Origin of the sequence: Fontibacillus phaseoli, from assembly GCF_003337355.1 — a bacterium.
GTDB classification, from domain to species: Bacteria; Bacillota; Bacilli; order Paenibacillales; family Paenibacillaceae; genus Fontibacillus; species Fontibacillus phaseoli.
In genome coordinates, this window is the sequence record NZ_QPJW01000005.1 from 159,582 (window position 1) to 182,562 (window position 22,981).

26 protein-coding genes are annotated in these 22,981 nt (G+C 49.8%); 2 read left to right on the forward strand and 24 right to left on the reverse strand.

The genetic code is table 11. The features are described 5' to 3' along the window. Window positions 1-23 precede the first annotated feature (23 nt). From DFP94_RS14860 to DFP94_RS14890, 7 genes are all read right to left on the reverse strand, one after another. Complete coding sequence (locus DFP94_RS14860) at window positions 24-920, reverse strand: flagellar hook-basal body protein (protein ID WP_114497257.1); 897 nt, start codon at window positions 918-920, stop codon at window positions 24-26. A gap of 103 nt (window positions 921-1,023) precedes the next feature. Next, window positions 1,024-2,022 carry a rod shape-determining protein gene (mreB, locus tag DFP94_RS14865; protein ID WP_114497258.1) on the reverse strand — a complete coding sequence of 333 codons (999 nt, stop codon included), beginning with the start codon at window positions 2,020-2,022 and terminating at the stop codon, window positions 1,024-1,026. Window positions 2,023-2,234: 212 nt separating this feature from the next. Further along, window positions 2,235-2,519 carry a sporulation transcriptional regulator SpoIIID gene (spoIIID, locus tag DFP94_RS14870; protein WP_114497259.1) on the reverse strand — a complete coding sequence of 95 codons (285 nt, stop codon included), beginning with the start codon at window positions 2,517-2,519 and terminating at the stop codon, window positions 2,235-2,237. 220 nt (window positions 2,520-2,739) lie between these two features. Then, entirely contained in the window at window positions 2,740-3,498 is a 759-nt protein-coding gene (locus DFP94_RS14875; protein WP_114497260.1) for a M23 family metallopeptidase, read from the reverse strand. 94 nt (window positions 3,499-3,592) lie between these two features. Then, a complete protein-coding gene (spoIID, locus tag DFP94_RS14880; RefSeq protein WP_245954841.1) occupies window positions 3,593-4,972 on the reverse strand; it encodes a stage II sporulation protein D in 1,380 nt (459 codons plus the stop codon). 391 nt (window positions 4,973-5,363) lie between these two features. Beyond that, a complete protein-coding gene (gene murA, locus DFP94_RS14885) occupies window positions 5,364-6,710 on the reverse strand; it encodes a UDP-N-acetylglucosamine 1-carboxyvinyltransferase (RefSeq protein WP_114497348.1) in 1,347 nt (448 codons plus the stop codon). Between the two features lie 252 nt (window positions 6,711-6,962). Beyond that, a complete protein-coding gene (locus tag DFP94_RS14890) occupies window positions 6,963-7,214 on the reverse strand; it encodes a DUF1146 family protein (RefSeq protein WP_114497262.1) in 252 nt (83 codons plus the stop codon). 214 nt (window positions 7,215-7,428) lie between these two features. Between DFP94_RS14890 and DFP94_RS14895 the strand changes: the two genes are divergently transcribed. After that, window positions 7,429-8,133 carry a copper homeostasis protein CutC gene (locus DFP94_RS14895; protein WP_114497263.1) on the forward strand — a complete coding sequence of 235 codons (705 nt, stop codon included), beginning with the start codon at window positions 7,429-7,431 and terminating at the stop codon, window positions 8,131-8,133. Window positions 8,134-8,281: 148 nt separating this feature from the next. Here the strand turns inward: DFP94_RS14895 and DFP94_RS14900 are convergent, their stop codons facing one another. From DFP94_RS14900 to upp, 12 genes are all read right to left on the reverse strand, one after another. Further along, window positions 8,282-8,698, reverse strand: coding sequence for a F0F1 ATP synthase subunit epsilon (locus DFP94_RS14900; RefSeq protein WP_114497264.1), 417 nt, complete (start codon window positions 8,696-8,698; stop codon window positions 8,282-8,284). Window positions 8,699-8,758: 60 nt separating this feature from the next. Further along, window positions 8,759-10,159 carry a F0F1 ATP synthase subunit beta gene (gene atpD / locus DFP94_RS14905; RefSeq protein ID WP_114497265.1) on the reverse strand — a complete coding sequence of 467 codons (1,401 nt, stop codon included), beginning with the start codon at window positions 10,157-10,159 and terminating at the stop codon, window positions 8,759-8,761. Between the two features lie 216 nt (window positions 10,160-10,375). Beyond that, the gene (atpG, locus tag DFP94_RS14910; protein ID WP_114497266.1) at window positions 10,376-11,236 is read right to left on the reverse strand and encodes an ATP synthase F1 subunit gamma; all 861 of its coding nucleotides are present in this window, start codon (window positions 11,234-11,236) and stop codon (window positions 10,376-10,378) included. A gap of 178 nt (window positions 11,237-11,414) precedes the next feature. Next, the gene (atpA, locus tag DFP94_RS14915; protein WP_114497267.1) at window positions 11,415-12,929 is read right to left on the reverse strand and encodes a F0F1 ATP synthase subunit alpha; all 1,515 of its coding nucleotides are present in this window, start codon (window positions 12,927-12,929) and stop codon (window positions 11,415-11,417) included. A 15-nt stretch (window positions 12,930-12,944) separates the two neighbouring features. Next, entirely contained in the window at window positions 12,945-13,493 is a 549-nt protein-coding gene (locus DFP94_RS14920) for a F0F1 ATP synthase subunit delta (protein ID WP_114497268.1), read from the reverse strand. After that, complete coding sequence (gene atpF / locus DFP94_RS14925) at window positions 13,490-13,981, reverse strand: F0F1 ATP synthase subunit B (RefSeq protein WP_114497269.1); 492 nt, start codon at window positions 13,979-13,981, stop codon at window positions 13,490-13,492. Before atpF ends, DFP94_RS14920 begins: the two co-directional genes overlap by 4 nt. Before the next feature lie 113 nt (window positions 13,982-14,094). Continuing rightward, entirely contained in the window at window positions 14,095-14,307 is a 213-nt protein-coding gene (gene atpE, locus DFP94_RS14930) for a F0F1 ATP synthase subunit C (RefSeq protein ID WP_114497270.1), read from the reverse strand. An 86-nt stretch (window positions 14,308-14,393) separates the two neighbouring features. Next, complete coding sequence (gene atpB / locus DFP94_RS14935; protein WP_114497271.1) at window positions 14,394-15,161, reverse strand: F0F1 ATP synthase subunit A; 768 nt, start codon at window positions 15,159-15,161, stop codon at window positions 14,394-14,396. Window positions 15,162-15,196: 35 nt separating this feature from the next. Further along, a complete protein-coding gene (locus DFP94_RS14940; protein WP_114497272.1) occupies window positions 15,197-15,574 on the reverse strand; it encodes an ATP synthase subunit I in 378 nt (125 codons plus the stop codon). Beyond that, window positions 15,567-15,800 carry an AtpZ/AtpI family protein gene (locus DFP94_RS14945; RefSeq protein WP_114497273.1) on the reverse strand — a complete coding sequence of 78 codons (234 nt, stop codon included), beginning with the start codon at window positions 15,798-15,800 and terminating at the stop codon, window positions 15,567-15,569. Before DFP94_RS14945 ends, DFP94_RS14940 begins: the two co-directional genes overlap by 8 nt. A gap of 150 nt (window positions 15,801-15,950) precedes the next feature. Next, window positions 15,951-17,105, reverse strand: a complete 1,155-nt coding sequence (gene wecB / locus DFP94_RS14950; RefSeq protein ID WP_114497274.1) for a non-hydrolyzing UDP-N-acetylglucosamine 2-epimerase — start codon at window positions 17,103-17,105, stop codon at window positions 15,951-15,953. Between the two features lie 26 nt (window positions 17,106-17,131). After that, window positions 17,132-17,761: a uracil phosphoribosyltransferase gene (upp, locus tag DFP94_RS14955; protein ID WP_114497275.1), complete on the reverse strand. Its 630-nt coding sequence runs from the start codon at window positions 17,759-17,761 to the stop codon at window positions 17,132-17,134. A 155-nt stretch (window positions 17,762-17,916) separates the two neighbouring features. Here upp and DFP94_RS26300 point away from each other — a divergent pair, with 155 nt between their 5' ends. Further along, window positions 17,917-18,048 (forward strand): hypothetical protein, encoded by a 132-nt coding sequence (locus tag DFP94_RS26300; RefSeq protein WP_281269494.1) that lies wholly within the window; start codon window positions 17,917-17,919, stop codon window positions 18,046-18,048. 122 nt (window positions 18,049-18,170) lie between these two features. Here DFP94_RS26300 and DFP94_RS14960 read toward each other — a convergent pair whose 3' ends face one another. The 5 genes from DFP94_RS14960 to DFP94_RS14980 form a co-directional block, all read right to left on the reverse strand. Then, on the reverse strand, window positions 18,171-18,350 hold the full coding sequence (locus DFP94_RS14960; RefSeq protein WP_114497276.1) for a hypothetical protein: 180 nt from the start codon (window positions 18,348-18,350) through the stop codon (window positions 18,171-18,173). Between the two features lie 194 nt (window positions 18,351-18,544). Further along, window positions 18,545-19,738: a cysteine desulfurase family protein gene (locus DFP94_RS14965; RefSeq protein ID WP_114497277.1), complete on the reverse strand. Its 1,194-nt coding sequence runs from the start codon at window positions 19,736-19,738 to the stop codon at window positions 18,545-18,547. Then, window positions 19,735-20,193, reverse strand: a complete 459-nt coding sequence (locus DFP94_RS14970; RefSeq protein WP_114497278.1) for a peroxiredoxin family protein — start codon at window positions 20,191-20,193, stop codon at window positions 19,735-19,737. The genes DFP94_RS14965 and DFP94_RS14970 overlap by 4 nt, the downstream gene beginning before the upstream one ends. Continuing rightward, window positions 20,190-20,996, reverse strand: coding sequence for a TlpA family protein disulfide reductase (locus DFP94_RS14975; RefSeq protein WP_147273859.1), 807 nt, complete (start codon window positions 20,994-20,996; stop codon window positions 20,190-20,192). Before DFP94_RS14975 ends, DFP94_RS14970 begins: the two co-directional genes overlap by 4 nt. Before the next feature lie 137 nt (window positions 20,997-21,133). Next, the gene (locus DFP94_RS14980; RefSeq protein ID WP_220270921.1) at window positions 21,134-22,954 is read right to left on the reverse strand and encodes an ABC transporter ATP-binding protein; all 1,821 of its coding nucleotides are present in this window, start codon (window positions 22,952-22,954) and stop codon (window positions 21,134-21,136) included. Window positions 22,955-22,981: the final 27 nt, after the last annotated feature.

Below are 22,981 nucleotides of genomic sequence, written 5' to 3' on the forward strand. Positions count from 1 at the left end.
CACCTCCTGAGTTTAAACTTGGTCTATACACGTCCGATTTCATTTACCGCTTTATCCAAGCTCTTATCATAATATTGAATAATTTTCTGGTTCGATTCATAAGCGCGCTGTGCGGCGAGCAAGTCCACCATTGCCTGCGCTGTATCCACATTAGAAGACTCCAGATAGCCTTGGCGCACTACAGCTTCATCCGCCACGGCAAGTCCAACACGAATGTCCGCCACTTCCGGATCTTCCGCCCGGTATACGCCATTGCCTTCACGGACCAGTTCCTGCGGCCGGTTGACCACGGCAACCCCAAGCTTGGCCGCTACCGTCGGCACACCATTATCATTATATACCAGATTACCAAGGGCATCACTTTGAAGCTGGTTAATCGACAAGCCCGCAGGCAAAACGATCGGATTCCCGTCGTCGCCAAGCACGCGCTGCCCTTGCGATGTCCGCAGTTCACCTGCGGCATTCACGGTAAAATTGCCATCGCGCGTATAACGGATTTGATCATTATTGTCCATGACGCTAAAGAAAGCTTCCGGACGGTAAGTAACCTCTCCATCTTCATTAACATATTTCCCGGAATCATCGAATGGGATCGGTTGGCCGGTAGCCGGGTCGTTCAGGTTCAAACTGGACAACAACCCGAAATTGGAGGCTTTGCCCGTTTCTCTCAAATCGCCCTGTACGTAAGAGGCCAGGCTTTCTTCCGCAAACACGCCGGTCGACAGCTTGCCAATGCGTTTCGAGTTTCCTGATTCCTTATCACCTACGAGCGAAATTAACATATCCGGAAAAGAGTGGCTGACGGCATTGACCTGCTTATAGCCCGGTGTATTGATATTGGCGATATTTTGCGTCACCGTATCATGCCGGCGTTGCTGCGTTATCATGCCGGATGCTGCGGTATATAGTCCTCTTAACATGGGCAAACCTCCATACTCAACTCATCTATTTTAACCGTAAGAAACACGGTTATATATTCACGATAATACATACCAACACATATCTAATTTATATATCGGCGTATCAGAATTTTTTCTTAATAACCCGGTCCAAATTGTCCAGCATAATGCCTGTCCCCTTGACCACACAATGCATTGGATCTTCTGCGATCAATACCGGCACGCGGAGTTCTTCAATCAGGAGCTCGTCCAATCCGTTCAGCAGAGCGCCTCCGCCCGTCAAAATAACGCCCCGGTCGATAATGTCGGCGGACAATTCCGGCGGAGTGCGCTCCAGCACTGATTTAGCCGCAGTAACAATAGAAGATACGGGATCTGTCAAAGCTTCCTGAATCTCAGCCGAAGTAACGGTAATCGTGAGCGGAAGCCCCGACACCATATCTCTACCCCGGATATCCATTTCAGCAATCCGTCCCGAAGGATGTACCGTTCCGATGCCGATCTTGATATCTTCCGCGGTCCGTTCCCCGATCAACAGCTTGTACTTCGTTTTGATATATTTAATAATGGCTGCATCAAACTTGTCCCCGGCAATTTTAATGGACGAAGCCGTGACGATGTCTCCCATCGAGAGCACCGCCACATCCGTCGTCCCGCCGCCGATATCCACAACCATGTTACCGCTCGGTTCAAAAATGTCCATTCCCGCACCGATAGCCGCAGCCTTCGGCTCTTCTTCCATAAAGACTTCTTTCGCGCCGCTATGCTCTGCCGCTTCGCGAATCGATTTCTGTTCGACCGAAGTAATATTGGTAGGTGCGCAGATCAAAATACGGGGGTGACTGTACCAGCTTCTTCCTCCCACTCGGTCAATGAAATATTTAAGCATCGTTTCCGTAATTTCAAAATCGGCAATAACCCCGTCCCGCAAAGGACGAATCGCAATGATATTACCCGGCGTACGGCCAACCATCCGTCTTGCATCTTCACCTACGGCAAGCACGCGCTTCGCGTCACTGTCGATCGCTACGACTGACGGTTCGTCGAGGACTACTCCCTTTCCTTTGACATGAATCAGCACATTGGCTGTGCCTAAATCAATACCAATATCCTTGCTCATCATCACGATGCTCCCCCAGAACGTATTTTAACAAATTTATGGTAAAAGCTTCTCCCGAATCGCGGAGCGATTCTTCGACAAATGGCTGCAAAAAACCCTCAAAATCCGGGAAATGAGATATATATCCACAATCTTATACCATATTTAAAAATACCATACTTTGGGGGAGGTGTTCAATCACATTCCTCCGGGATGCCAAACATATTATTTACCCGCTAACGCGCCGAGCTAATCACCTCCCGTTTGGATTGGCCTTTTTTCTTATACTTGATCTTTGTTGCTTCCCCTCCACGAAGGTGTCTGATCGACTTATGGTATTCGAGAATGTGCTTGACCTGGTCCGCCAAATCCGGATTAATCTCCGGCAAACGCTCGGTTAAATCCTTATGCACCGTGCTTTTAGATACGCCGAATTCTTTGGCTATGGTCCGAACCGTATGCCGAGTTTCCACAATGCAGCGACCTATTTTAATCGTCCGTTCCTTGATGTAATCGTGCACGCTCCCGCCTCCCTACTCGAGATAGTTTGGTACATTATATGAGGGGCGTGCCCATATATTCTTTGTTTCCAAGCCTGACAAGCCCGGGCGAGGCCAATTATTTTGACAAGGGCTCCTTGTCCACGGGGAAAAATCCGGTAAAACAAAGGGAAATCGCAGGGGTCCGGACAACGAAAAAACAAGCGGAGAGCCTGTGCTCTCCGCTTGCTTGTTGTTAACCTTATTCGTGTTTCGGCAGAACGTTAGCCGGATTGATCAATTCGCCATTTTCATACACCGCGAAGTGGACATGGTTGCCGAGATCTTTTTCCATCTCGTTACGACCGGCGGTTGCAATAAGATCGCCTTGCTTTATTTCGGCGTCCTTTTTCACTTTTACATCCGTCAAGCTCTCGTAAACGGTTTTCAAGTTGTTGGCATGTGTAATTTCAACTACAAAACCGAGCAAGGGAACTTCTTCCACACGGGTTACTTTGCCGCCCATAGCGGCCGTAACTTCGAATGCCTGATTATCCTTCCGCGCCAGGTCGATCCCTGTATTCGCAATAAAGGTATCATTGTACTGGACAAGTGCAGCTTCATGATCTTCCGCACTGGCCTCATTGTCATAAAACGGCTTCACGACGGACACTTCCGCAGCATTGGCTACCGGCCATGCCAGATCTTCGGCAGTCGCGACGGTCTCGGCGGCTTTGTCTTTGCCGTTCTCTTTCGCGGCGTCCTGACCCAACAGGTCTTCGCCCGGCTGCTCCATGGAGTTCGTCACACTGGCAGGCGTGGAATCCATCGGCTTGTGGCTGGCATCCTGGTAGACCCACACTAAAGTTAGTATAATTGCCGCTGCTGCCATGTACGCCGCCGGGTAAACCCATCTCTTGGACAATACTTTTTTCCATGCGGATACCGGTACTACCGGCTCTCCCATTGCAATTTTAGGAGATTCCTCATGGGGCTTCTTTTTGTTGTTTTGTTCATTCATTGCTCATCACCTCAGTAACAGTGTTACCGGGGCCGGAGCTTTTATACTTCGCTTATACTATTTTTCTGAAAATTTAAAAGATATCTTAATTTGCTCAAACCTCCTTCAAAAGACGCGCCGCTTGTTGAAAGGAGATCCCGGTGTAATAGTGTTTGAGAATTTGAGTGGTAGTATATCCTTGCTGGGCCATGCCGTTTGCTCCCCACTGACTCATTCCCACGCCGTGACCGTAGCCGTAGGTAGTAATTTTCACATTGCCTCCGTCCTGCCGGATTTTGAACTGACTGGAACGGAGCCCCAGCTTCTCGCGAATCTCTCGACCCGTATAAACGTAGTCTCCTACCTGAATTTCTTTTATACGCTGTCCGGAAGTGAAAGAAATCGTCCGAAAGAGGTTGCCGGAAGAAGCGTTCTTCTTTCCGCCGGCCGATACCCGCACCGCAGGAACGGTCTGTCCGAGTTTTCGAAAAACATCATTAAGAGAGAGAGTCACCGTCTCTTCATTATTTGGATTGACTAGACTGTCCCATGGACTGGGGACACTGCGGAGATAAGGAACTTTGACCGACCAATACTCCTCCGAATTTTCCGTAAACCCCCCACTGGCCGAAAAGAAGGAGGCTGTAATGGGCTTGCCCCGGTAAGTCATTACGATACCGCGCGTTTCTTGAACGGCTTGCTCCAGCTTGGTCAGTTTTTCGCCTTTTCCGTTCTTTGACCACTGTTCCAGCGTTTTTTGAGGGACATACGCTTGGTGAACCACGGTATCCAGGACGTCCGCGTTGCCGCCAGGGACACCGCTTACGTCACCTGCAGCGAGTCGGCGGACGATAAAAGTGCGGGCCGCGATCGCTTGCGCTTTGAGCGCTTCCGGCTCAAAGTCCGCCGGCATCTCGGCGGCCAGCACGCCGGTCACGTATCGCTCGAGCGGCAAGGTTTCCACGGCGCCGGTGTCCGTAAGGTACACGCGCACCGGCGTTTTGTCCGCGGCGGCCGAGGCTTCCGCCGGGACGAGCTGCTCCGTGCCAGCGCCGCCCTCGGCCCCCGGCGGCTGCGGCGGTGCCTGCGCAGCCGTCGGAGCGGCGGGCACCGGCGGCGGGCCCGCTCGCCCGGCAAGCAGCGCGGGCAGTAGCACCGCGAGCGCGGCCAGGGCCGCCAGCCCGGCTGCGAGGGACACGATGCCCTTCCTTCTTCTTCCGCGTTGGCGGAAGGAGGAAGGGCGGCGGCCCCGCGCGCCGGGCGAGACGCGCACGCGCAGCGGCGCCTCGCCGTCAGCTGGGGCGGCCCCAGCCCCAGCCCCCACGCTGCGCTGCGCGGGAGCCCCTTGCGGCTGTTGCAACGCGCCGCGCCCGGGAACTGTCCCGGGATCCCTATCCATTCCCGGGGTTCCATCTCCACTCTTCACCCCGCCCACCTTCACGGTGATTCTATGATTTGTTTCCCCCGCTTTTAACGGTCCCCATTTCTCGTTCATTTGAAATTTACCTCCATCCGGCTTCATGCTGCAGCGTGTGAACACCTGCTGACAAGCTTTTTCATATCCTAGCGTTTCGAAAGGTTATAGCTATTGCTCGATATACTTATAGATATGAGTTTCGCCCATCTGCTAGAACCCGATCGCACAAGAGGTTTGCAGGAGTATGGAACCAAACGACACAGTTTATTCATAGGATTCGGATTAGACTCAAACATACCGTTTCAATACATTTCATATATATAGGGTGTTAAAACGCTTTCTTAATTATGTATCCATTTATCGTGTGACAGAAGTAATAAAGAAAGAAGTAAAGTTTCGGCGAATGTGCCTTGCAGACAACAAAAAGACCATACCCGTGATCGGGCATGGTCTGCGTTTTCTTAGTTATTTAAGCCCAGCTAGGCTGAATTTTGAGCAGCGGCAGATCCTCTTGTGCGGCGACAGTTACTTTTCCCGCTTCCGGAGCCGATTCTTTGCCTTCCGTAATGCGCCAGATATCAGCACCAAGTCCGGACAACTTTTCAGCCAAATGTACATACCCGCGGTCAATATGATGCGTACCGCTGACTTCGGTCGTTCCATCAGCGACCAAGCCGGCAATGATCAAAGCAGCCCCTGCTCGCAAGTCCGTAGCGCATACTTTCGCGCCGCTCAGTTTTGCTCCGCCGGTTACGATCGAACTGCGGCCTTCCACTTTAATTTCCGCATTCATCAGACGGAACTGATCCACATGCATGAACCGGTTCTCGAACACGGTTTCCGTAACGACGCTTGTGCCTTCCGACACGAGCAACAGAGCCATCATTTGCGACTGCATATCCGTCGGGAATCCTGGGTATGGCAAAGTTTTGACATCCACGGCTTTCAACGGTTTATCGGCGATAACACGGACTCCATTTTCATATATATCCACACGGACGCCCATCTCTTCCATTTTGGAAATAATCGGACCGAGATGATCCGCGATCGCCCCTTCCACAAACACGTTTCCTCCAGTCATGGCTGCCGCGATCATAAAGGTGCCTGCTTCAATACGATCAGGAATCACGGTATGCTCCACGCCGTGAAGCTTCTCAACGCCTTCAATCCGGATAACGCCGGTACCGGCTCCCCGAACTATAGCACCCATGCCGTTCAAATAATTTGCCAAATCCACGATTTCCGGTTCCTTGGCCGCATTCTCGATGACTGTTGTTCCTTCGGCCAATGTGGCCGCCATCATGATGTTTTCCGTTGCCCCTACGCTGGCTACATCCAGATAAATCTTAGCGCCGCGCAGACGGCCTTGGGATCTGGCTTCAATAAAGCCTTGGCCCAGGTTGATTTCTGCACCCATCGCCTCAAAGCCCTTGAGATGCTGATCAATCGGTCTTGTACCAATGGCACAGCCGCCAGGCAATGAGATTCGCGTATAACCCGTTCGAGTCAGCAAAGGACCCATGACAAGAAAAGACGCCCGCATTTTCCGCACCCATTCGTACGGCGCTTCACAGGATGCGATAGTTCGTGCATTAACCGTAATGACTTCACGGTCATATGTAACGGTCGCTCCTAGCGATTCCAATACTTTATTAATGGTCATCACATCATCCAACGGAGGTGCGTCGCGTATCACGCTTACGCCTTCCTCACCCAACAAGGATGCTGCAATGATTGGCAGCACTGAATTTTTAGCTCCGCTAACTTTAACGTTCCCGGCCAAAACATTGCCACCGCGGACGATAAATTTGCTCATCTTGGTTCCCTCCGCGCGTTCATTTTCACCATTTTCCTTAAATTTCATCATATCACCGGTCATTTGAGGCGCACAAGGCTCTAAACCTGTCGAAAAGTCGAAATATGCCGAGGAAACGGCACTCTCTCCAAGCCAGGGTCTGCTTAACGTATCGTAGTCCTTATTCACCATTGTTGACACTTGTGTTTGATGTTATTCGACAATTTCCCTCGTCCCTATAGTCTAACACACTTATAACCAAAGACTTAGGAATTAAAACATATAACGCAGCATTTGCGTGTATCCCCAATACTCCAGCACGAAGGCCGCGACAAATCGTCCCAGAACGACGGACAACAGCAAATGAAGCAGCTTGCCCTGCGCTCCCTTCGGATGGCGGATGAATAAATCCAGCTTGAGGGTTTGCAGCGCCCACCATGACAGGGCGATACATGCCAATGATACGAGGATCGCCGTTAGGCCGTTTACCCCGACCGAAGTGAGTACAGAATCGACCGGATTCACATGAGCTTCCTCCCCGACACGATATATTTATGCCGCAGACACCCAATCGGTTAATAGAAGTCCCCTAAATATATCGGATAAAGTAATGTAAAAATATAGACCCTATATATCATACTTGCCAGCGTGATAATAATCCAGCATTTCTTTCAGTTGCAAAGGCTTCCAATATCATCTATTATTCATTTTATTCAATTTTTGTATCCCGAGGAAAGGAATGAGTCCAATTATGATCGCCGAAATCATCGTCTACACGTTGGCTGACGCCAAAATCGCGGCTTTTCACGGGGCTGATCGTCTGGAAATAATTACAACCCCCGCAGAAGGCGGCTTAACCCCTTCACCCGGGCTTGTCCAGATGATCCGGGAACAAGTGGATGTGGATCTCCGCGTGATGATCCGTCCGCATAGCCGGAGCTTTAGTTACACTGAGGACGATATTCAGAACATGGAACGCGATATCGCGACATTTCGTGCCATCGGCGTTTCCGGATTCGTCCTTGGGGTGCTTAAGCCCCAGGGTCACATTGACGAAAGCCACCTTGCCCGCCTGTTGAAGGCCGCCGATGGAATGCCCGTAACGTTTCACAGGGCCTTTGATGAAACGCCGGATCTGGAGCAAGCTTTTGCCGTTCTAAGCCGCTATCCACAAGTCACGCACGTGCTCACTTCAGGCGGGAAACCCTCCGTTCTCGAGGCGGCCGGAATGATCCACCGGCTTCATCAGCTTGGCGAAATGAACGGGCCTACGGTGCTTCCGGGAGCCGGACTCACACCGGACCGGCTGGAAGATTTCCTGAAGGAAACGAAAGTGCATGAGTTTCATATGGGTTCCGGGGTGCGCAGGAACGGAAATATCATGGAGCCGATCGATCCTGACCAACTGGCCCGGGTTCGCGAAATTGCAGACCGTTTCCAATAAGGTTGACTATAATATGTTCGTTGTGGTCAGCAGCAATTCCTGCTATAGACAATAATCGACATTACCCATGCGAATTTATTGCTCCTGCAGTGGCGTTCCAAATTACGACAAAAAACCGGGCACCTGAGGTGCCCGGTTTTTGCTTATCCTACTCTTTAGAGCGGCTGGAGACATTGATCCGGGTGATAGCTCTTTGAAGCGACAATTCCGCACGACGATGATCGATCCGGTCTTGCGCGCTGCCACCTGCAGTCAATCTGCGTTCGGCGCGTTCCCGGGCCGCGATCGCCCGCTCCACATCAATCTCTTCCGGCAATTCGGCGCTTTCCGCCAGAACGATGGTCTTATCCCCTTGAACTTCGATAAAACCGCCGTGAACGGCGATCGTCAGCGTCTTTCCGCCGGATTTGATCACGATCGGAGCCACCTGCAACGGGGTAACAAAGGGAATGTGCCCCGGCAGGATGCCGAGTTCCCCTTCCAGTCCGCGGACCGTCAGGCTTTCCACTTCACGGGAGAACACGACGTGCTCCGGTGTGACGATTTCCAATAAAAAGGTGCTCACTTTCATCCCTCCTGTTTCGTGGGACGTTCATTTCTGAAGCATCCGCGTTAACGGTGCGTATTACAGAGTTTTCGCTTTTTCTACAGCTTCTTCAATCGGACCGACGAAAAGGAAGGCCGCTTCCGGAAGATCGTCGTGTTTGCCGTCCAAAATTTCTTTGAAACTGCGTACGGTCTCAGCGATCGGCACGTACTTCCCTTTAAGGCCGGTGAACTGTTCAGCTACGTTAAACGGCTGCGAAAGGAAACGCTCTACCTTCCGGGCACGCGCTACGAGCACTTTATCGTCCTCGGACAATTCGTCCATACCAAGGATGGCGATAATATCTTGCAGCTCTTTATAACGAGCCAGAAGTTGCTTAACGCCTTGCGCTACATTGTAATGCTCTTCGCCGACGATTTCCGGAGTCAAAATCCGGGAACTGGAAGCCAGCGGATCCACGGCAGGGAAAATCCCTTTCTCGGAAATTTTACGCTCCAGGTTCGTCGTTGCATCAAGGTGAGCAAACGTAGTCGCAGGAGCAGGGTCAGTATAGTCATCCGCAGGCACATAAATGGCCTGAATCGAGGTAACCGAGCCTTTTTTCGTTGAAGTAATCCGTTCTTGAAGCTGGCCCATTTCGGTAGCCAGCGTAGGCTGGTAACCTACCGCAGAAGGCATCCGGCCGAGCAAAGCCGACACTTCAGAGCCCGCTTGGGTGAAACGGAAGATATTATCGATAAACAACAGTACGTCCCGGCCTTCCTGGTCGCGGAAGTACTCCGCCATCGTCAAGCCGGTCAAAGCCACGCGCAAACGAGCGCCTGGAGGTTCGTTCATTTGTCCGAACACCATCGCCGTTTTTTCAATAACGCCGGATTCCGTCATTTCCATATAAAGGTCATTACCTTCGCGGGTACGTTCCCCTACGCCGGCAAATACGGAAATACCGCCATGCTCATGGGCGATGTTACGGATCAATTCCTGAATCGTTACGGTTTTACCTACGCCCGCACCGCCGAACAAACCGATTTTACCGCCCTTGGCATAAGGAGCCAACAAGTCGATAACTTTGATCCCGGTTTCCAGGATCTCGGCTTGCGTCGACAAATCTTCGAATTTCGGAGGTTCGCGGTGGATCGGATTGCGAACATCGGTCGCAACCTGACCTTTGTTGTCGATCGTTTCTCCGAGTACGTTAAATACGCGGCTCAATGTAGCTTCACCAACAGGCACGGAGATCGGCGCACCCAAGTCCTCGGCTTCGGTACCGCGCACCAGTCCGTCCGTCGAGGACATGGCGATACAGCGAACCAGGTTGTCTCCCAAGTGGTTGGACGCTTCCAAAATAAGATCGCCCGCACCTTCCTGCGCGTTCTGCTTTACAATTCTAATGGCGTTAAAGATTTCCGGCAGTTGACCGCGACCAAACTCGATATCAACGACCGGACCCATTACGCTAACAACGCGTCCTTTGTTCATCTTAGTTCCCTCCTATAAGTTTTGCGGGGCACATCATAATTCACAACAAAACTACTCGGAAGTTGATTCCATGAGCTTTGCAACTCCGCAAACTGTCATCGTAACCGTTTATGAAGCCGTGCGGGATCCACTGAAAAGAGTCAAAGGGCAACTAGGCGCTGACTTTCTTCAGAAGATTCACCCGGCTCGTGTCTGCTACCCAAATTACGAGCTTTTTCAGCCTTGTGCGTTCGCTCCTGCGACAATTTCCGTAATTTCCTGGGTAATAGCCGCTTGGCGCGCACGGTTGTAAGTGAGAGTCAGTTCATTGATCATCTTCGTCGCATTTTTTGTCGCACTGCCCATTGCCGTCATTTTTGCGCCGAGTTCGCTTGCCTTGCCTTCCAAAAGCGCGCTGAAAATCAAGGTTTCGGCATATTTCGGCAATAACACTTCCAATACCGCTTCCGGAGACGGTTCGTATTCATACATAGCCGTTCCCCCGTGATGTTCCACATTTTCAAATGGAAGCAGGCGGTCGACGGTCGGTCTTTGGGTAATCGCATTAATAAACTGGCTGTAGCAAATGAAAACTTCGTCATATTGCTCCAGTTCAAATCCTTGCACAGCTGCATAGGCCAGCGATTTAATGTCGGCGAATTTAGGTGTATCCGACAATTCCGTTACCGACTGAACCACAGGAAGATCCCGGCGCGTAAAATAATCACGGCCTTTGCGGCCGATGACGAACAAACCATACTCTTCCTTGGACGTATGTTTGCTCTTGAGCGTATCCATCACGTTGCGGAGCAGGTTCGCATTGTATCCGCCAACGAGACCGCCGTCGGAAGTGATTACGATATAAGCCGTACGCTTCACCGCACGCGAAACCAGCATTGGATGAGAGACGCCGTCCGAACCGGTTGCGATGCTGGACACCACTTCCTTCAACTTTTCAACGTAAGGACGTGAAGCCTGAGCTTTCTCCTGCGCCTTTCTCAGCTTGGCTGAAGCCACCATTTCCATCGCTTTCGTGATTTGGCGGGTATTCTGAACGCTCTTGATCTGGCGTTTTATTTCGCGCATCCCTTTTGCCATGATTTCACCACCTTCGAACTTTGGCGAAGCCAAAGTTACTTCGTAAGCATATTCTTAGTTTTGGCGTAGTCAAAACTACTTCGTAAGCAATAGCTGAACTTTGGCAAAGCCAAAGCAGGATTAAACACAGTCACAAACCGGCGATCCGGCAACAAGCCAGGGCCGGTTTATGCATTTTTTATACGGAAGTCGCAAAGCCCTTTTTGAACTTTTCAATGACCTCTTTAAGTTTTGCTTCATTATCGGCCGTGAGATCCTTCGTGTCGCGGATGGATTGGAGCACTTCATCATGCTGGCTCTTCACAAAAGACAGGAATTCGGCTTCAAAACGGCGCACATCACCAAGTGCGATGTCATCCAGGTAGCCTTTGACAGCCGTATAAAGGCTGATTACCTGCTCTTCAACCGCCAAAGGCTGGTTGACACCTTGCTTCAGGATTTCCATCATCCGGGAACCGCGGGTCAAGCGCGCTTGCGTCGACTTGTCGAGGTCGGAACCGAATTGGGAGAACGCTTGAAGCTCGCGGTATTGAGCCAGATCCAGACGGAGCGTACCGGCAACCTTCTTCATCGCCTTAATTTGGGCGGATCCCCCTACCCGGGATACGGAAATACCGACGTTGATCGCCGGACGTTGGCCGGAGTAGAACAGATCCGATTCCAGGAAGATCTGACCGTCGGTAATGGAGATTACGTTGGTCGGAATATACGCGGATACGTCCGATGCTTGGGTTTCGATAAATGGAAGCGCAGTAATCGAACCGCCGCCGAGTTCATCGCTCAGTTTCGCTGCACGTTCCAACAAGCGGGAGTGCAGATAGAAAACGTCACCCGGATATGCTTCGCGGCCCGGAGGACGACGGAGCAGCAAGGACAGCTCGCGGTAAGCAGCCGCTTGTTTGGACAAGTCATCATAAATAATGAGGACATGCTCGCCTTTGTACATAAAGTACTCGCCCATAGTTACGCCAGCATATGGCGCAATGTACAAGAGCGGCGAAGGTTCCGATGCGGATGCCGTTACGACGATCGTGTAATCGAGTGCTCCATGGCGACGGAGCGTTTCCACTACGTTAACTACCGTGGATTGCTTTTGGCCGATCGCGACATAAATACATTTTACGCCGTTGCCTTTTTGGTTAATGATGGTATCGATAGCGATTGCCGTTTTACCGGTTTGGCGGTCGCCGATGATAAGTTCCCGCTGGCCGCGGCCGATCGGAACCATCGAGTCGATCGCCTTGATCCCGGTTTGCATCGGTTCATGAACCGATTTCCGGTCGATTACGCCTGGCGCATTGTTCTCGACAGGACGGAATTCCGTAGTCGCGATCGGACCTTTGCCGTCCACCGGTTGACCCAGCGGATTTACAACGCGGCCCAGCAAAGCTTCGCCAACCGGAACCTGCATGATTTGTCCTGTGCGTTTCACTTGATCGCCTTCACGAATTTCGCTGTATGGCCCCAGTATAACAACACCGACATTGCTTTCTTCCAGGTTCAACGCAAGCCCAAAAACGCCATTCTCAAACTCAAGCAGTTCGTTTGCCATGGCGTTCTCAAGTCCGTGGACACGGGCGATACCGTCACCAACTTGAATAACGGTGCCGACTTCGGCCACTTCAATTTCCGATTTATATTGTTCGATCTGACTTTTAATCAGTGAACTGATCTCTTCAGGTCTGATACTCAAGTGTTTCACCCCTATCTACAGTGCTTGTCTTCGAAAAGACTTTTCAAGCCGTTCCAGCTTGCCGGACAAACTTCCATCGTACACAGTATCGCCGATTTTCACCTTGATACCGCCCAGTAATTCTTTGTCCACTTCATTGATGACGCGGATTTTCTTGCCTACGAGAGTACCGAATTCCTTGGCAACCTCTTGTTTCTCCTTTTCGTTCAGAGAATAGGTGCTGTATACCAGCGCATCGGCAAGTCCTAAAGCATCGCCGGTAATTTTGGTATAGCTGTTCAAAACCTCAGGCAATATTCCGGTTCTTCCCCGTTCAATCAGCAGTTTTGCCAAGGAGATGATCGGTTGCGACAACTTCCCTTCCAAGCCAATACCGATCGCATTCCATTTCGCTTCCGCTGAAATATTTGGACTTAAAATAAAGCTTTGGATCTCATGATCCACGCACATAACCTTAACTAGAGCCTGCAGCTCCTGCTCAAGCTCCAAGGTACGTCCTTCCTGCCCGGCTATTTCAAAAAGAGCTCTCGCATATCTGCTCGCTACCACTGTTTCCCGGCTCATGATTTATTACCTACTTCATTCAGGTATTGGTCCACGAGCTTTTCCTGCTCCGCAGGATTGCTTTCAACTTCCCGCTCAATCAGCTTGGAGGCGATATTGACGGAATAAGCGCCGATTTCGCCGCGCAAGGCTTCAATCGCTTTCATTCTCTCAATTTCAATATCACGAATGGCTTCATTCTTCATGCGGTTCGTATCATTCTTCGCCTGATCAAGTATGTCTTTCGCCTGTTTGCTACTGCTCTGTCTGGATTGCTCGATAATTTCGAAAGCATCCTGACGCGCTTGCTTTAGAGCTTCCTTCTGCTCTTCAACATAAACAGTAGCCTGCTCTCTAGTTTGCTTCGCCTCTTCCAATTGGTTCCGCACCAGTTCACGGCGTTGTTCCATGATCGCAAACAGTTTACCGAAAGCATATTTGCTAAGTAGCCAATACAGAATGGCAAATGAAATCATTGTAATTACAATATTCTCCCACAGGACGTTCACCGATGTCACTCCTTTCCGTTAGCTACAACTTGCACTAGAATTGAGATGTTTCGATACTCATAAAACGAAGGCGCGGATGGCATCGGCCCTCCCCGCCAAACCGTAGCTATTTATTAAGAGAACATGATCAGGAACGCGATAACGGTAGCGGCCAGAGGCACAACTTCTACGATACCTACCCCGATATACATCGTCGTTTGCAACGGACCGCGAGCTTCAGGTTGACGGGCAATCGATTCTACTGTTCTACTTACGATCATACCGTTACCAATACCTGCGCCAAGTGCACCCAAACCAACCGCTATAGCTGCTGCCAAAAAATTCATTTAATTTTCCTCCTTAAATTGGTCAATTTTATGTTTGATATAATAGACCTCTTTGAGCTAGCCAAGAGGCAAACCCAATGAGTTTATCAATGACTTTCTTCTTCATGAATCGTTGTCTGTGCGATATAAACCATGGTCAAAATCGTAAAGATGTACGCCTGGAGAGCGCCGACAAAGATACTGAACCCTTGCCATATCCCCATAAACGGAATGCCCAGGAAGCCCATCTTCAAAATAACCGTGATCAGGACCTCACCCGCAAAGATATTAGCGAACAACCGGATCGCCAATGCGATTGGCTTGGCCAAGTTCTCGATAATATTTAGTGGGAGAAAGACAGGGAATGGTTCGATATAGTGTTTGAGATAGTGTTTCCGGTTGTACTTCAGGCCGAGAACATTCATCAGGAAAAAGACGATCAGAGCCAGACCCGCAGTTACGGAAATATCGGCTGTAGGAGATTTCCACCAGAGAATTTCGGCATGTTCGCCATGGCTGAGATTACGTGTCGCTTCAATAATATGTCCGAAAATGGACTCCGGCTGATGCGCTTCTGTGATGATTCCCATCGGCAAGCCGAGCAAATTCGATACAAAAATAAATAGAATCAGCGTCAATCCCAAAGTGATGTAAGGTTTCCCTTTCTTCAGATCCATAGCACTTCCGACGATCCCTTGAACGAACTCCACAACCCATTCCATAAAGTTTTGAAGTTTCCCCGGATTCTCTACCGACAGATTTCTGGTAGCCAGTCTGCAAAGCACGAAAACGATCAAGCAGCTGACAAACAGCATCAGAACGGCGGAGAAATCAAGATTGAATCCACCAAGGTTGATTATCGGTGCTTCATGCATGTGTACGTACTCACCCCTTTCCACTGTTCAGCTAATCAAGACTTGTTTCTTAAGCTGATTACTATACTTGCCGGTATGGTCAGAATCTGCGGCACAAACACACCGATGATGGCGCCAATCATGGACACCTGCTCGAATTTCGCCGCAATCATTACCGTAACAAAAACCAGACAAATTCTAGTAATGAACCCGAAACTGTAGCGCTTCTTCTCTTGGCTGACCACGAGGTTAACCAGCCCCCGTACCTTCGCCGACAAGAAGCGGACATACACCAATCCAGCTGCAAGGCCCAGAATCAATCCATTGCATAATGGCCTATGCTCCGGGAGAAAAGCCCATCCAAGAAACAAGGCAGATAACATTAACAGAGTTATCCGGGACACGACCGTAACAATGGAGTTCAAATCATCCATTCTGCTCCCCCATAAACTTATAGATTAGAACAATAATGTTAACGATTCCCAGAACAAGACCCAGGATCGTTCCGAGAGCGATCCAAACCTCAGAGCCCCCGTAGTGATACACAAGCCATCTTGACAGCAAATAACCCGACAGAATATAAATCACAAGCAGGATACCAGCCCCACTAATATATGAGGCTATTATCCATGGTTTAACTTCTTTGTCAGATTTATTCATCGACGCAATCCTCACTTATTTTACTGAATGTGACGACTTTTTGTCAACGAAAGCGTTAAAGCGATAATTCAAAGGGTGAAAGCAAGAAAGCGTTAAACCGTACAGTATAACTGTATGCTATCTTGACCAGAAACACAATTCTTGATCTTTTTACTTTGTGAACTTTCTGTGAAATCGTTCAGGACGTTCGCTTATAATTCCGAAATGGTGACATAACGCATTGACAATTCGTTCAGACGCCTTTCCATCTCCGTACGGGTTAGCGGCCCGACTCATAGAATTATAAAGCTCACTGTCGCTGAGCAGCGCCTTTGTCCGCTCATATACCATCTCCTCATCCGTGCCGACGAGTTCCAGCGTTCCCGCTTCGATGCCCTCCGGGCGCTCCGTCGTATCGCGAAGCACAAGTACAGGAACGCCAAAAGACGGCGCTTCTTCCTGTAAACCGCCGGAATCCGTAAGGATTAGATGTGTATGTGGATAGAAATTGTGCAAATCCACCACATCCAGTGGCTCGATTAGTTTAATACGGGGATGGTCTCCCAAAGTTTCATACGCCGGTTCTCTCACCGCCGGGCTTAGATGCACAGGATAAACGATGGCCACATCTTCGAATTCGTCCGCGATCCGTCTGACGGCACGGAATATATTCATATGGGGCTCTCCCTGCGATTCGCGCCGGTGCGCAGTCATAAGAATAAGCCGCTTTCCGGCGGCCCACTCCAGCACAGAATTGTTGTAATTCGGCTTTACAGTATATTGAAACACATCCGTTACTGTATTGCCTGTGATATATATGCTTGACTCCGGCTTATTCTCTGTGAGCAAATTCCCGGCGGACCAGTCCGTCGGAGCGAAATGCAAATCCGCCAGTACCCCGGTTAATTGCCGGTTCATCTCCTCCGGATAAGGCGATAATTTGTTCCATGTACGAAGGCCGGCTTCCACATGCCCGATCTTGATTTGCTGAAGAAAAGCCGCATAGCTGGCCAGAAACGTCGTTAGCGTGTCGCCGTGAACGAGTACGATATCCGGCTTCGCTTCACGGAGGACTTCTTCAAGCCCTTGCAACACGCGAATCGTAATTTCGTTAAGACTTTGATTTGGTTTCATGACATCAAGATCATAGTCCGGCACGATACGGAACACGTCCAGCACCTGATCGAGCATTTCGCGGTGCTGTGCTGTCACGCAAACCACGGAATCAATATGCTCGGAATGCTTTTGCAGTTCCAAAATCAACGGAGCCATTTTGATGGCTTCCGGCCTAACCCCGAAAATCGTCATCACTTTGATTTTTGACATAGGTGCTTCCCTTCCTTGAACGTTTCTTATTTCGTACCGTACAACCGGTCACCCGCATCGCCAAGACCTGGAATGATATATCCGTGATCATCGAGACGCTCGTCCAGCGCGGCAACGTAAATATCAACGTCCGGGTGGGCATCATGCACTGCCTTGACACCTTCCGGCGCAGCGATGAGGTTCATCATTTTGATTTGGGTGCAGCCGCGTTTCTTAAGCGCGTCAATTGCCGCAATCGCAGATCCTCCCGTAGCGAGCATCGGATCGATCACGATTAATTCACGTTCCTGTACGTCGGTCGGCAGCTTAATATAATACTCGACAGGCTGCAGCGTCTGGGGATCACGGAAAAGACCCACATGACCTACTTTTGCCGCAGGCAGCAACTTCAGCACTCCATCCAGCATGCCCAGCCCTGCGCGAAGAATCGGAATAAGTCCTAACATGCGTCCCGAGATGACGCGCGATTCCGCTTCAGCCACCGGCGTTTGCACTTTGATTGATTCCAAAGGAATTTCTCTTGTAATCTCATAGGCCATCAGTGTGGCTACTTCATCCACCAATTCACGAAAATCCTTCGTGTTGGTCCGCATATCGCGTATAAATGTCAGTTTGTGTTGAATCAAGGGGTGATCGCATACCACCAATTTTGCCATTGTTTGTCCCTCCGGTTTTATAGCATCCTGTCTTCACTTGCGGCGACATTCTCATTCCCGAGCGTCCCACAAATCTCGTTTATTATATCACTGTCTTTTTCCAATTACCACGAACCTTGTCCCGTCGGCGCCCTTGTTCTGCAGGACGACACAAATTGCAAATGGTTGACGATTTGACGACAGGACAGAGAGACCTTGGCAACAAGTTTCAATGGAATTGGGAGCTGGCTTCAGGCCCCGGTGACGATGCCGACCGGAAAATGAATTTGGATGAAGGCGCGTCTTGATGAAGCAGCGCCTTTTTTTGAAGAAGCGCGGATGCGCCCACCCGATAGCATTATTAATATAGTAGAAGTAATTGACCGTCATGGCGCTGGTACCCATAATAAAAGGATCATTTTCCACCCCTCTAATTCGGGAGATACGACCGCATCTGATGGTAGGCGTCTATAGCTGTCTCAAAAAAATCCTTATAAGATTCCGTATCCATCTTCACCTTTTTGGTTGCGGCATTCTGTCGGCTGACGCCGCGGTGTAGTACCATTTCGCTCACCAGGAAGGAGAAGTCCTGAATATAAAGCCCGCTCACCCCTTCTTCCGCCGGAAAATGACAGTGCCTCCCGATCGGTGGTTGATGCAGATACGGCAGATACGATTGAAAAAGAGATCCAAGTTCACACAGGCAAGCGTGAAGTTGAATCTCGTTATCGTTTAAAAGGGGCGGCTCGATTTGAGATTTGTTTCAATCTTTCTTCCTCTTCTTACAAAATTCCACCTTCATTTTCAGCTGTTCATTTGGTATTTCTGCAGTAAATCAAATTTATTCTTTGACTTTAACTGACAGACCATTTGTTCAACGGATGCAACCAAGTATCCGGCCTCCTCCAGTGTAACCGTTTCATTAAAACTGAGCCTGATACTGCTGGAAGAAATCATTTCATCCTGCGTCATGGCCATTAGTACCCGGCTTTGTTTGGCCTTTGACGAGCAAGCGGATTGTGACGAGACTATGATTCCTTGTTTGGCCAGCATACGGATCATCATCGCCGAAGTGATCCCTCTTCCCTGATATGAAAAGTTAAGGATATGCGGAGAGGAGAGCGGGGGCTGGGGGCTGTTCATAACTAACTCGGAAATCCCTGCCAGCCTGGAATAGACCAGATCATGCAAGGCCATCAGATGCTTGAACTTCTTCTGCTGCTCTTCAAATGCCGCCGCGATGGCTTCGGCTAAACTCAAAACTGCGGGAACATTCGTAGTCCCCGGTCTTATTCCCAGTTCCTGCTCCCCGCCATACAGAAGCGGATCCATCTCAATGTGTTCTTTAGCTATAAGCAGTCCGATACCTTTGGGTCCCCCAATTTTATGTCCTGACACGGTATATAGATCGATATAGTCTAATTCAACCGGTAATTTGCCAAATCCCTGTACCCCATCCACATGAAAAAGAACATGGGGCATCGGCTTCACTAATTCCCCAATTTCGGCAATCGGCTGCACGGCCCCTGTTTCATTATTTACATGCATCACGCTCACGAGGATGGTATTGGCTTGCAGCGACTCCTTCACGGACACCGGACTTACGATCCCTTGGCGATTGACGGGCAGGAAAGACACCTCCACCCCTTCCTTTGCTAGTTGCTTGCCGCATTGGTATACAGATGAATGTTCAATTTCGGATAAAATAATATGGGGATTGCGCCCCGTCCGCTTCATCCAGGCCCGCACCACGCCTATAATCGCAAGGTTATTGCTCTCCGTAGCCCCGGACGTGAAAATAACTTCCGTGGCTTTGACTTGAAGCAGCCGTGCAATTTGCTCTCTGGATTCCTCCACCCGGAGACTGGCCTCGAATCCCATTTCATGCATGGACGACGGGTTGGCATAATATAGTTTGGAGGAATCCATTAGCGTCTGAAACGCCCGGGGATGCAGAGGTGTGGATGCGCAATAGTCGAGATATAGAGAGTTCATCATTTCCTCCTGACATAATTTCTTAAGACTTTTAAGAGATTGCCCGCTCCACGCGTTCCGGCTAGTTCGAGCAACTCATTCGAGGTATAGACCGTTCCTTTGTTGCATACCTGCTGATTCTCATCAATGACCAAGCCGAAGGGATGGGATCGGATGAGAAAGTCCTCTTCCATTTGCTCTGGAGAGAGCGAAACGATTGGCCACTTCCGCTGAAGAAATTCGTCCAGCTCTTTATGGTCTTCATCGCTCCCTGTAGAAAATAGAATAAAGCGGGCATGAGGCAGATGCATCTGCTGAAGCTCGGGCACCAACTCCATGCATCGGACACAGTGCATAGAAATAAACAGCAACACCTTCGTTCCCCGAATGGAACGCAAATTCAATGCGCTGCCGCTCTGATTTATGTACTCTTTAGCCGAGATGAAACTTCCGAGATCCGGTCCGTTTTCGCTAATCATGCGCCTTGCCCTCCTTGCTCCCCTTGCTCAAACTTCAATGTATGATCCATCCCCGTGTCCACAAAGGCTTCAAGCTCCTCCGCATCCTTAACGGTTCCTTTTGTTAAGACATATCCTTCTATAGAGAGAGAATAGTGGTATGGGAAAACCGACGTTTTAAATCTCTCTCTTTGGCAGGGGTCATACAGATGAAACGGGAGATTTATTTGGTTCTCCTCCAAAAAGCTTTTCACTTTGGACTCTTCGCCTTGAATATAAAGAACAATTCTTTTACCGGGCCATTTATCAATAAGCAAATTCAGTTTGGAGAAAATGTCCAAGCACGACAAACAATCCGTAGACAGGAAAAGAACGACAGCCCCTTCCTCGCCCACCATCTCTACCGTGTCGCCCGCGTTTAATGCATATCCCGGAAACGGGCTGCCCAAAGGCAAGCCCTGATCACGTTTAGACCATGTCGGGGAGGATGGTTCCAAACAAAAACCCAACTGCTCGGGATCGGCCAACTCATCGACTCGCTCAATCCTTCCTTCCGCATTTATAGTTAAAATGGTTGGGACTCGCTGAATTCCGAACATTTCTACAATCTTGGAAGATCTGAAGATAGGAAATTTATATGAAATATCCTCCAGATCGGCATCCGAATAAGGCTCGGGATCACTTTTTAATACCAGAAAATGATTACTTAGTGAATAGTTCGCCAACTGATTTAGCACTTCGATACACGACCCGCAGCTGTCGCTTAAAAAAATCAATTTAGAGACGCGTCCGGGAAACGTCTCCGACCTCACCTTCCTCCCCATCTGGTCTCTCCCTTTAAATAATGGAAGAAAGTCTCCGACATTCCCGCCCCGGGGGAGATCCCCCTCCGCGAGCGCCGTATTTTGTGTCTTAGCTCTTGAAGAGACAAATAGCTTTCTTATTGGATCAAGCACTCTTTTCATGCGATCACTCCGTTCATGTCATACCATTGGGACTGGGCTCCGTACATACGCGCATACTCCCCTTGACGCTGTATCAACTGGGCATGAGTTCCCTGCTCGACAAGTCGCCCGTCTTTTAGCACCAAAATCAAATCCGCATTGCGGCAGCTTCCCAGCCGGTGGGAAATCATGATGCTCGTTTTCCCTTCCACCAATTCGGAAAATCGTTCAAACAAGGCGGCTTCGGCAATCGGGTCTAATGCGGAAGTGGGTTCGTCATAAATCACCAGCTCGGCATCGACGTTAAAGAAGGAACGGCTTAACGCTACCTTTTGCCATTGCCCCTGAGACAATTCTTTGCCCCCTTCATATTCATGGCCCAATAGCGTTTCATATCCATGCGGAAGCGAATGGGAAATGAAGTCCACCCCTGTCTTGACCGCCGCAATATTCAACTGTTCACTATCATCCAGGGCTGAGATCTGTCCGAACCCGATATTCTCCTTCAGCGTTAATTGATATTGCATAAAATCCTGAAAAACGGCACTAATCGACTTGCCGTCTTCATCTGCGGAAATATCCTTCCCGTTCCACAGCACACTTCCCCCTTGCGGTCTGTAAAGACCGAGCAGACATTTGGCCAGCGTACTTTTACCGGCCCCATTATGACCGACAATAGCCACCCGCTGTCCCGGCTTAATGTGAAACCCTACATCCGTCAATGCCGGCACACTATGATTGGGATAGGTAAAGCACAGCCCCGTCACCTCAAGACCGCCTTTGGTCGCTTCATGGAATTCAGACAGAAACTTCTGCAATTCCACACGCTCATCCGGCTTTTTATCCGGAAGATGCAGAAATTGAATCAATTCGCTTGTAAACAAGGCATTCTCATAAATGCCCGACAAATTCGCGGCTATCAGCATCACGCTGTCTTTAGCCGTCGTCACGGTCTGGATCATCGCCACAAAAACCCCGATCGTAAGACTGCCCGTATAACTAATTAAAAGAACAACAACAGTAGCAAGTGCCGTAAACGCATAAGAAAAAGTCTCGGAGAAACCGCCTAGCCATTGGCCCGACTTTTCCAGTGCGGCCTTTTCTTTCGCATTTTTCCAGTACAATTCGCCCCATTGGCCGATGATGTAAGGATACAGCTTGAACAGCTTCATTTCTTTGGCGGACTCCCTACTGGTCATCAATCTCATGAGATATTGAACTTTACGGCTTGAAGGAGTTTGGGCGATCATTTGCTTATATCTTTTCTGGCCCAGTTTCATATTGATCAGAAAGGAAGGAATGATTAAACAAAGAACCCCGACGGACAGCATCCAATGAAACCCGGCCAGAACAAAAAGCAGCGAAGTTAACGTAATGATACTTTGAAGCACCAGGAAAAAATGATCCAACACGGAAAGCCCGCGATAGGCGAGCCCTTGAGTGACTCTCTGCAGGCGGTCATAGTATTCGGATTGCTCGAAATAGATATAGTCCAGTCTGGCACATTTATCGGCGATCTCCCGGTCCATTCGAAACTGCGCCTTTTGCTTGATCACCACAAGGAGCATATGAGCCAGCGACCTTAAACCCAAGGCAGCCAGAAAAAATAGAGCCTGCCAGCCGATCGTCGTCAACGCCGGCAGCAGCATTTCCTTATTTCCTTGGAACAATAAGGCGGCTTGCTCCACCAGCCGCTTGGTCAGATAGATCTGAACCGCCGGCTGCAAGGCCTCCACGATCCGAATAACCATCATTACGGCCAATCGTACAGGAGCCGATTTCCATATGAACGGAACGATCTCAAACAACAATCCTCGAAGAACTCCCTTATGGTTCACTTCGCCTGCCTACTCTCTTTCCGCTAT

Excerpts from the sequence above, each read along its gene's own strand:
- DFP94_RS14875 (WP_114497260.1), bottom strand. The coding sequence starts at position 3,498 with ATGAATGAACAAAACAACAAAAAGAAGCCCCATGAGGAATCTCCTAAA.
- DFP94_RS14975 (WP_147273859.1), bottom strand. The coding sequence starts at position 20,996 with ATGGGGAGGAAGGTGAGGTCGGAGACGTTTCCCGGACGCGTCTCTAAA.
- spoIID (WP_245954841.1), bottom strand. The coding sequence starts at position 4,972 with ATGAACGAGAAATGGGGACCGTTAAAAGCGGGGGAAACAAATCATAGA.
- DFP94_RS14920 (WP_114497268.1), bottom strand. The coding sequence starts at position 13,493 with ATGAGCCGGGAAACAGTGGTAGCGAGCAGATATGCGAGAGCTCTTTTT.
- wecB (WP_114497274.1), bottom strand. The coding sequence starts at position 17,105 with ATGTCAAAAATCAAAGTGATGACGATTTTCGGGGTTAGGCCGGAAGCC.
- mreB (WP_114497258.1), bottom strand. The coding sequence starts at position 2,022 with ATGATGAGCAAGGATATTGGTATTGATTTAGGCACAGCCAATGTGCTG.
- murA (WP_114497348.1), bottom strand. The coding sequence starts at position 6,710 with ATGAGCAAATTTATCGTCCGCGGTGGCAATGTTTTGGCCGGGAACGTT.
- upp (WP_114497275.1), bottom strand. The coding sequence starts at position 17,761 with ATGGCAAAATTGGTGGTATGCGATCACCCCTTGATTCAACACAAACTG.
- atpB (WP_114497271.1), bottom strand. The coding sequence starts at position 15,161 with ATGCATGAAGCACCGATAATCAACCTTGGTGGATTCAATCTTGATTTC.
- DFP94_RS14860 (WP_114497257.1), bottom strand. The coding sequence starts at position 920 with ATGTTAAGAGGACTATATACCGCAGCATCCGGCATGATAACGCAGCAA.
- atpG (WP_114497266.1), bottom strand. The coding sequence starts at position 11,236 with ATGGCAAAAGGGATGCGCGAAATAAAACGCCAGATCAAGAGCGTTCAG.
- atpD (WP_114497265.1), bottom strand. The coding sequence starts at position 10,159 with ATGAACAAAGGACGCGTTGTTAGCGTAATGGGTCCGGTCGTTGATATC.
- DFP94_RS14940 (WP_114497272.1), bottom strand. The coding sequence starts at position 15,574 with ATGGATGATTTGAACTCCATTGTTACGGTCGTGTCCCGGATAACTCTG.
- DFP94_RS14895 (WP_114497263.1), top strand. The coding sequence starts at position 7,429 with ATGAGTCCAATTATGATCGCCGAAATCATCGTCTACACGTTGGCTGAC.
- atpE (WP_114497270.1), bottom strand. The coding sequence starts at position 14,307 with ATGAATTTTTTGGCAGCAGCTATAGCGGTTGGTTTGGGTGCACTTGGC.
- DFP94_RS14965 (WP_114497277.1), bottom strand. The coding sequence starts at position 19,738 with ATGATGAACTCTCTATATCTCGACTATTGCGCATCCACACCTCTGCAT.
- DFP94_RS14970 (WP_114497278.1), bottom strand. The coding sequence starts at position 20,193 with ATGATTAGCGAAAACGGACCGGATCTCGGAAGTTTCATCTCGGCTAAA.
- DFP94_RS14945 (WP_114497273.1), bottom strand. The coding sequence starts at position 15,800 with ATGAATAAATCTGACAAAGAAGTTAAACCATGGATAATAGCCTCATAT.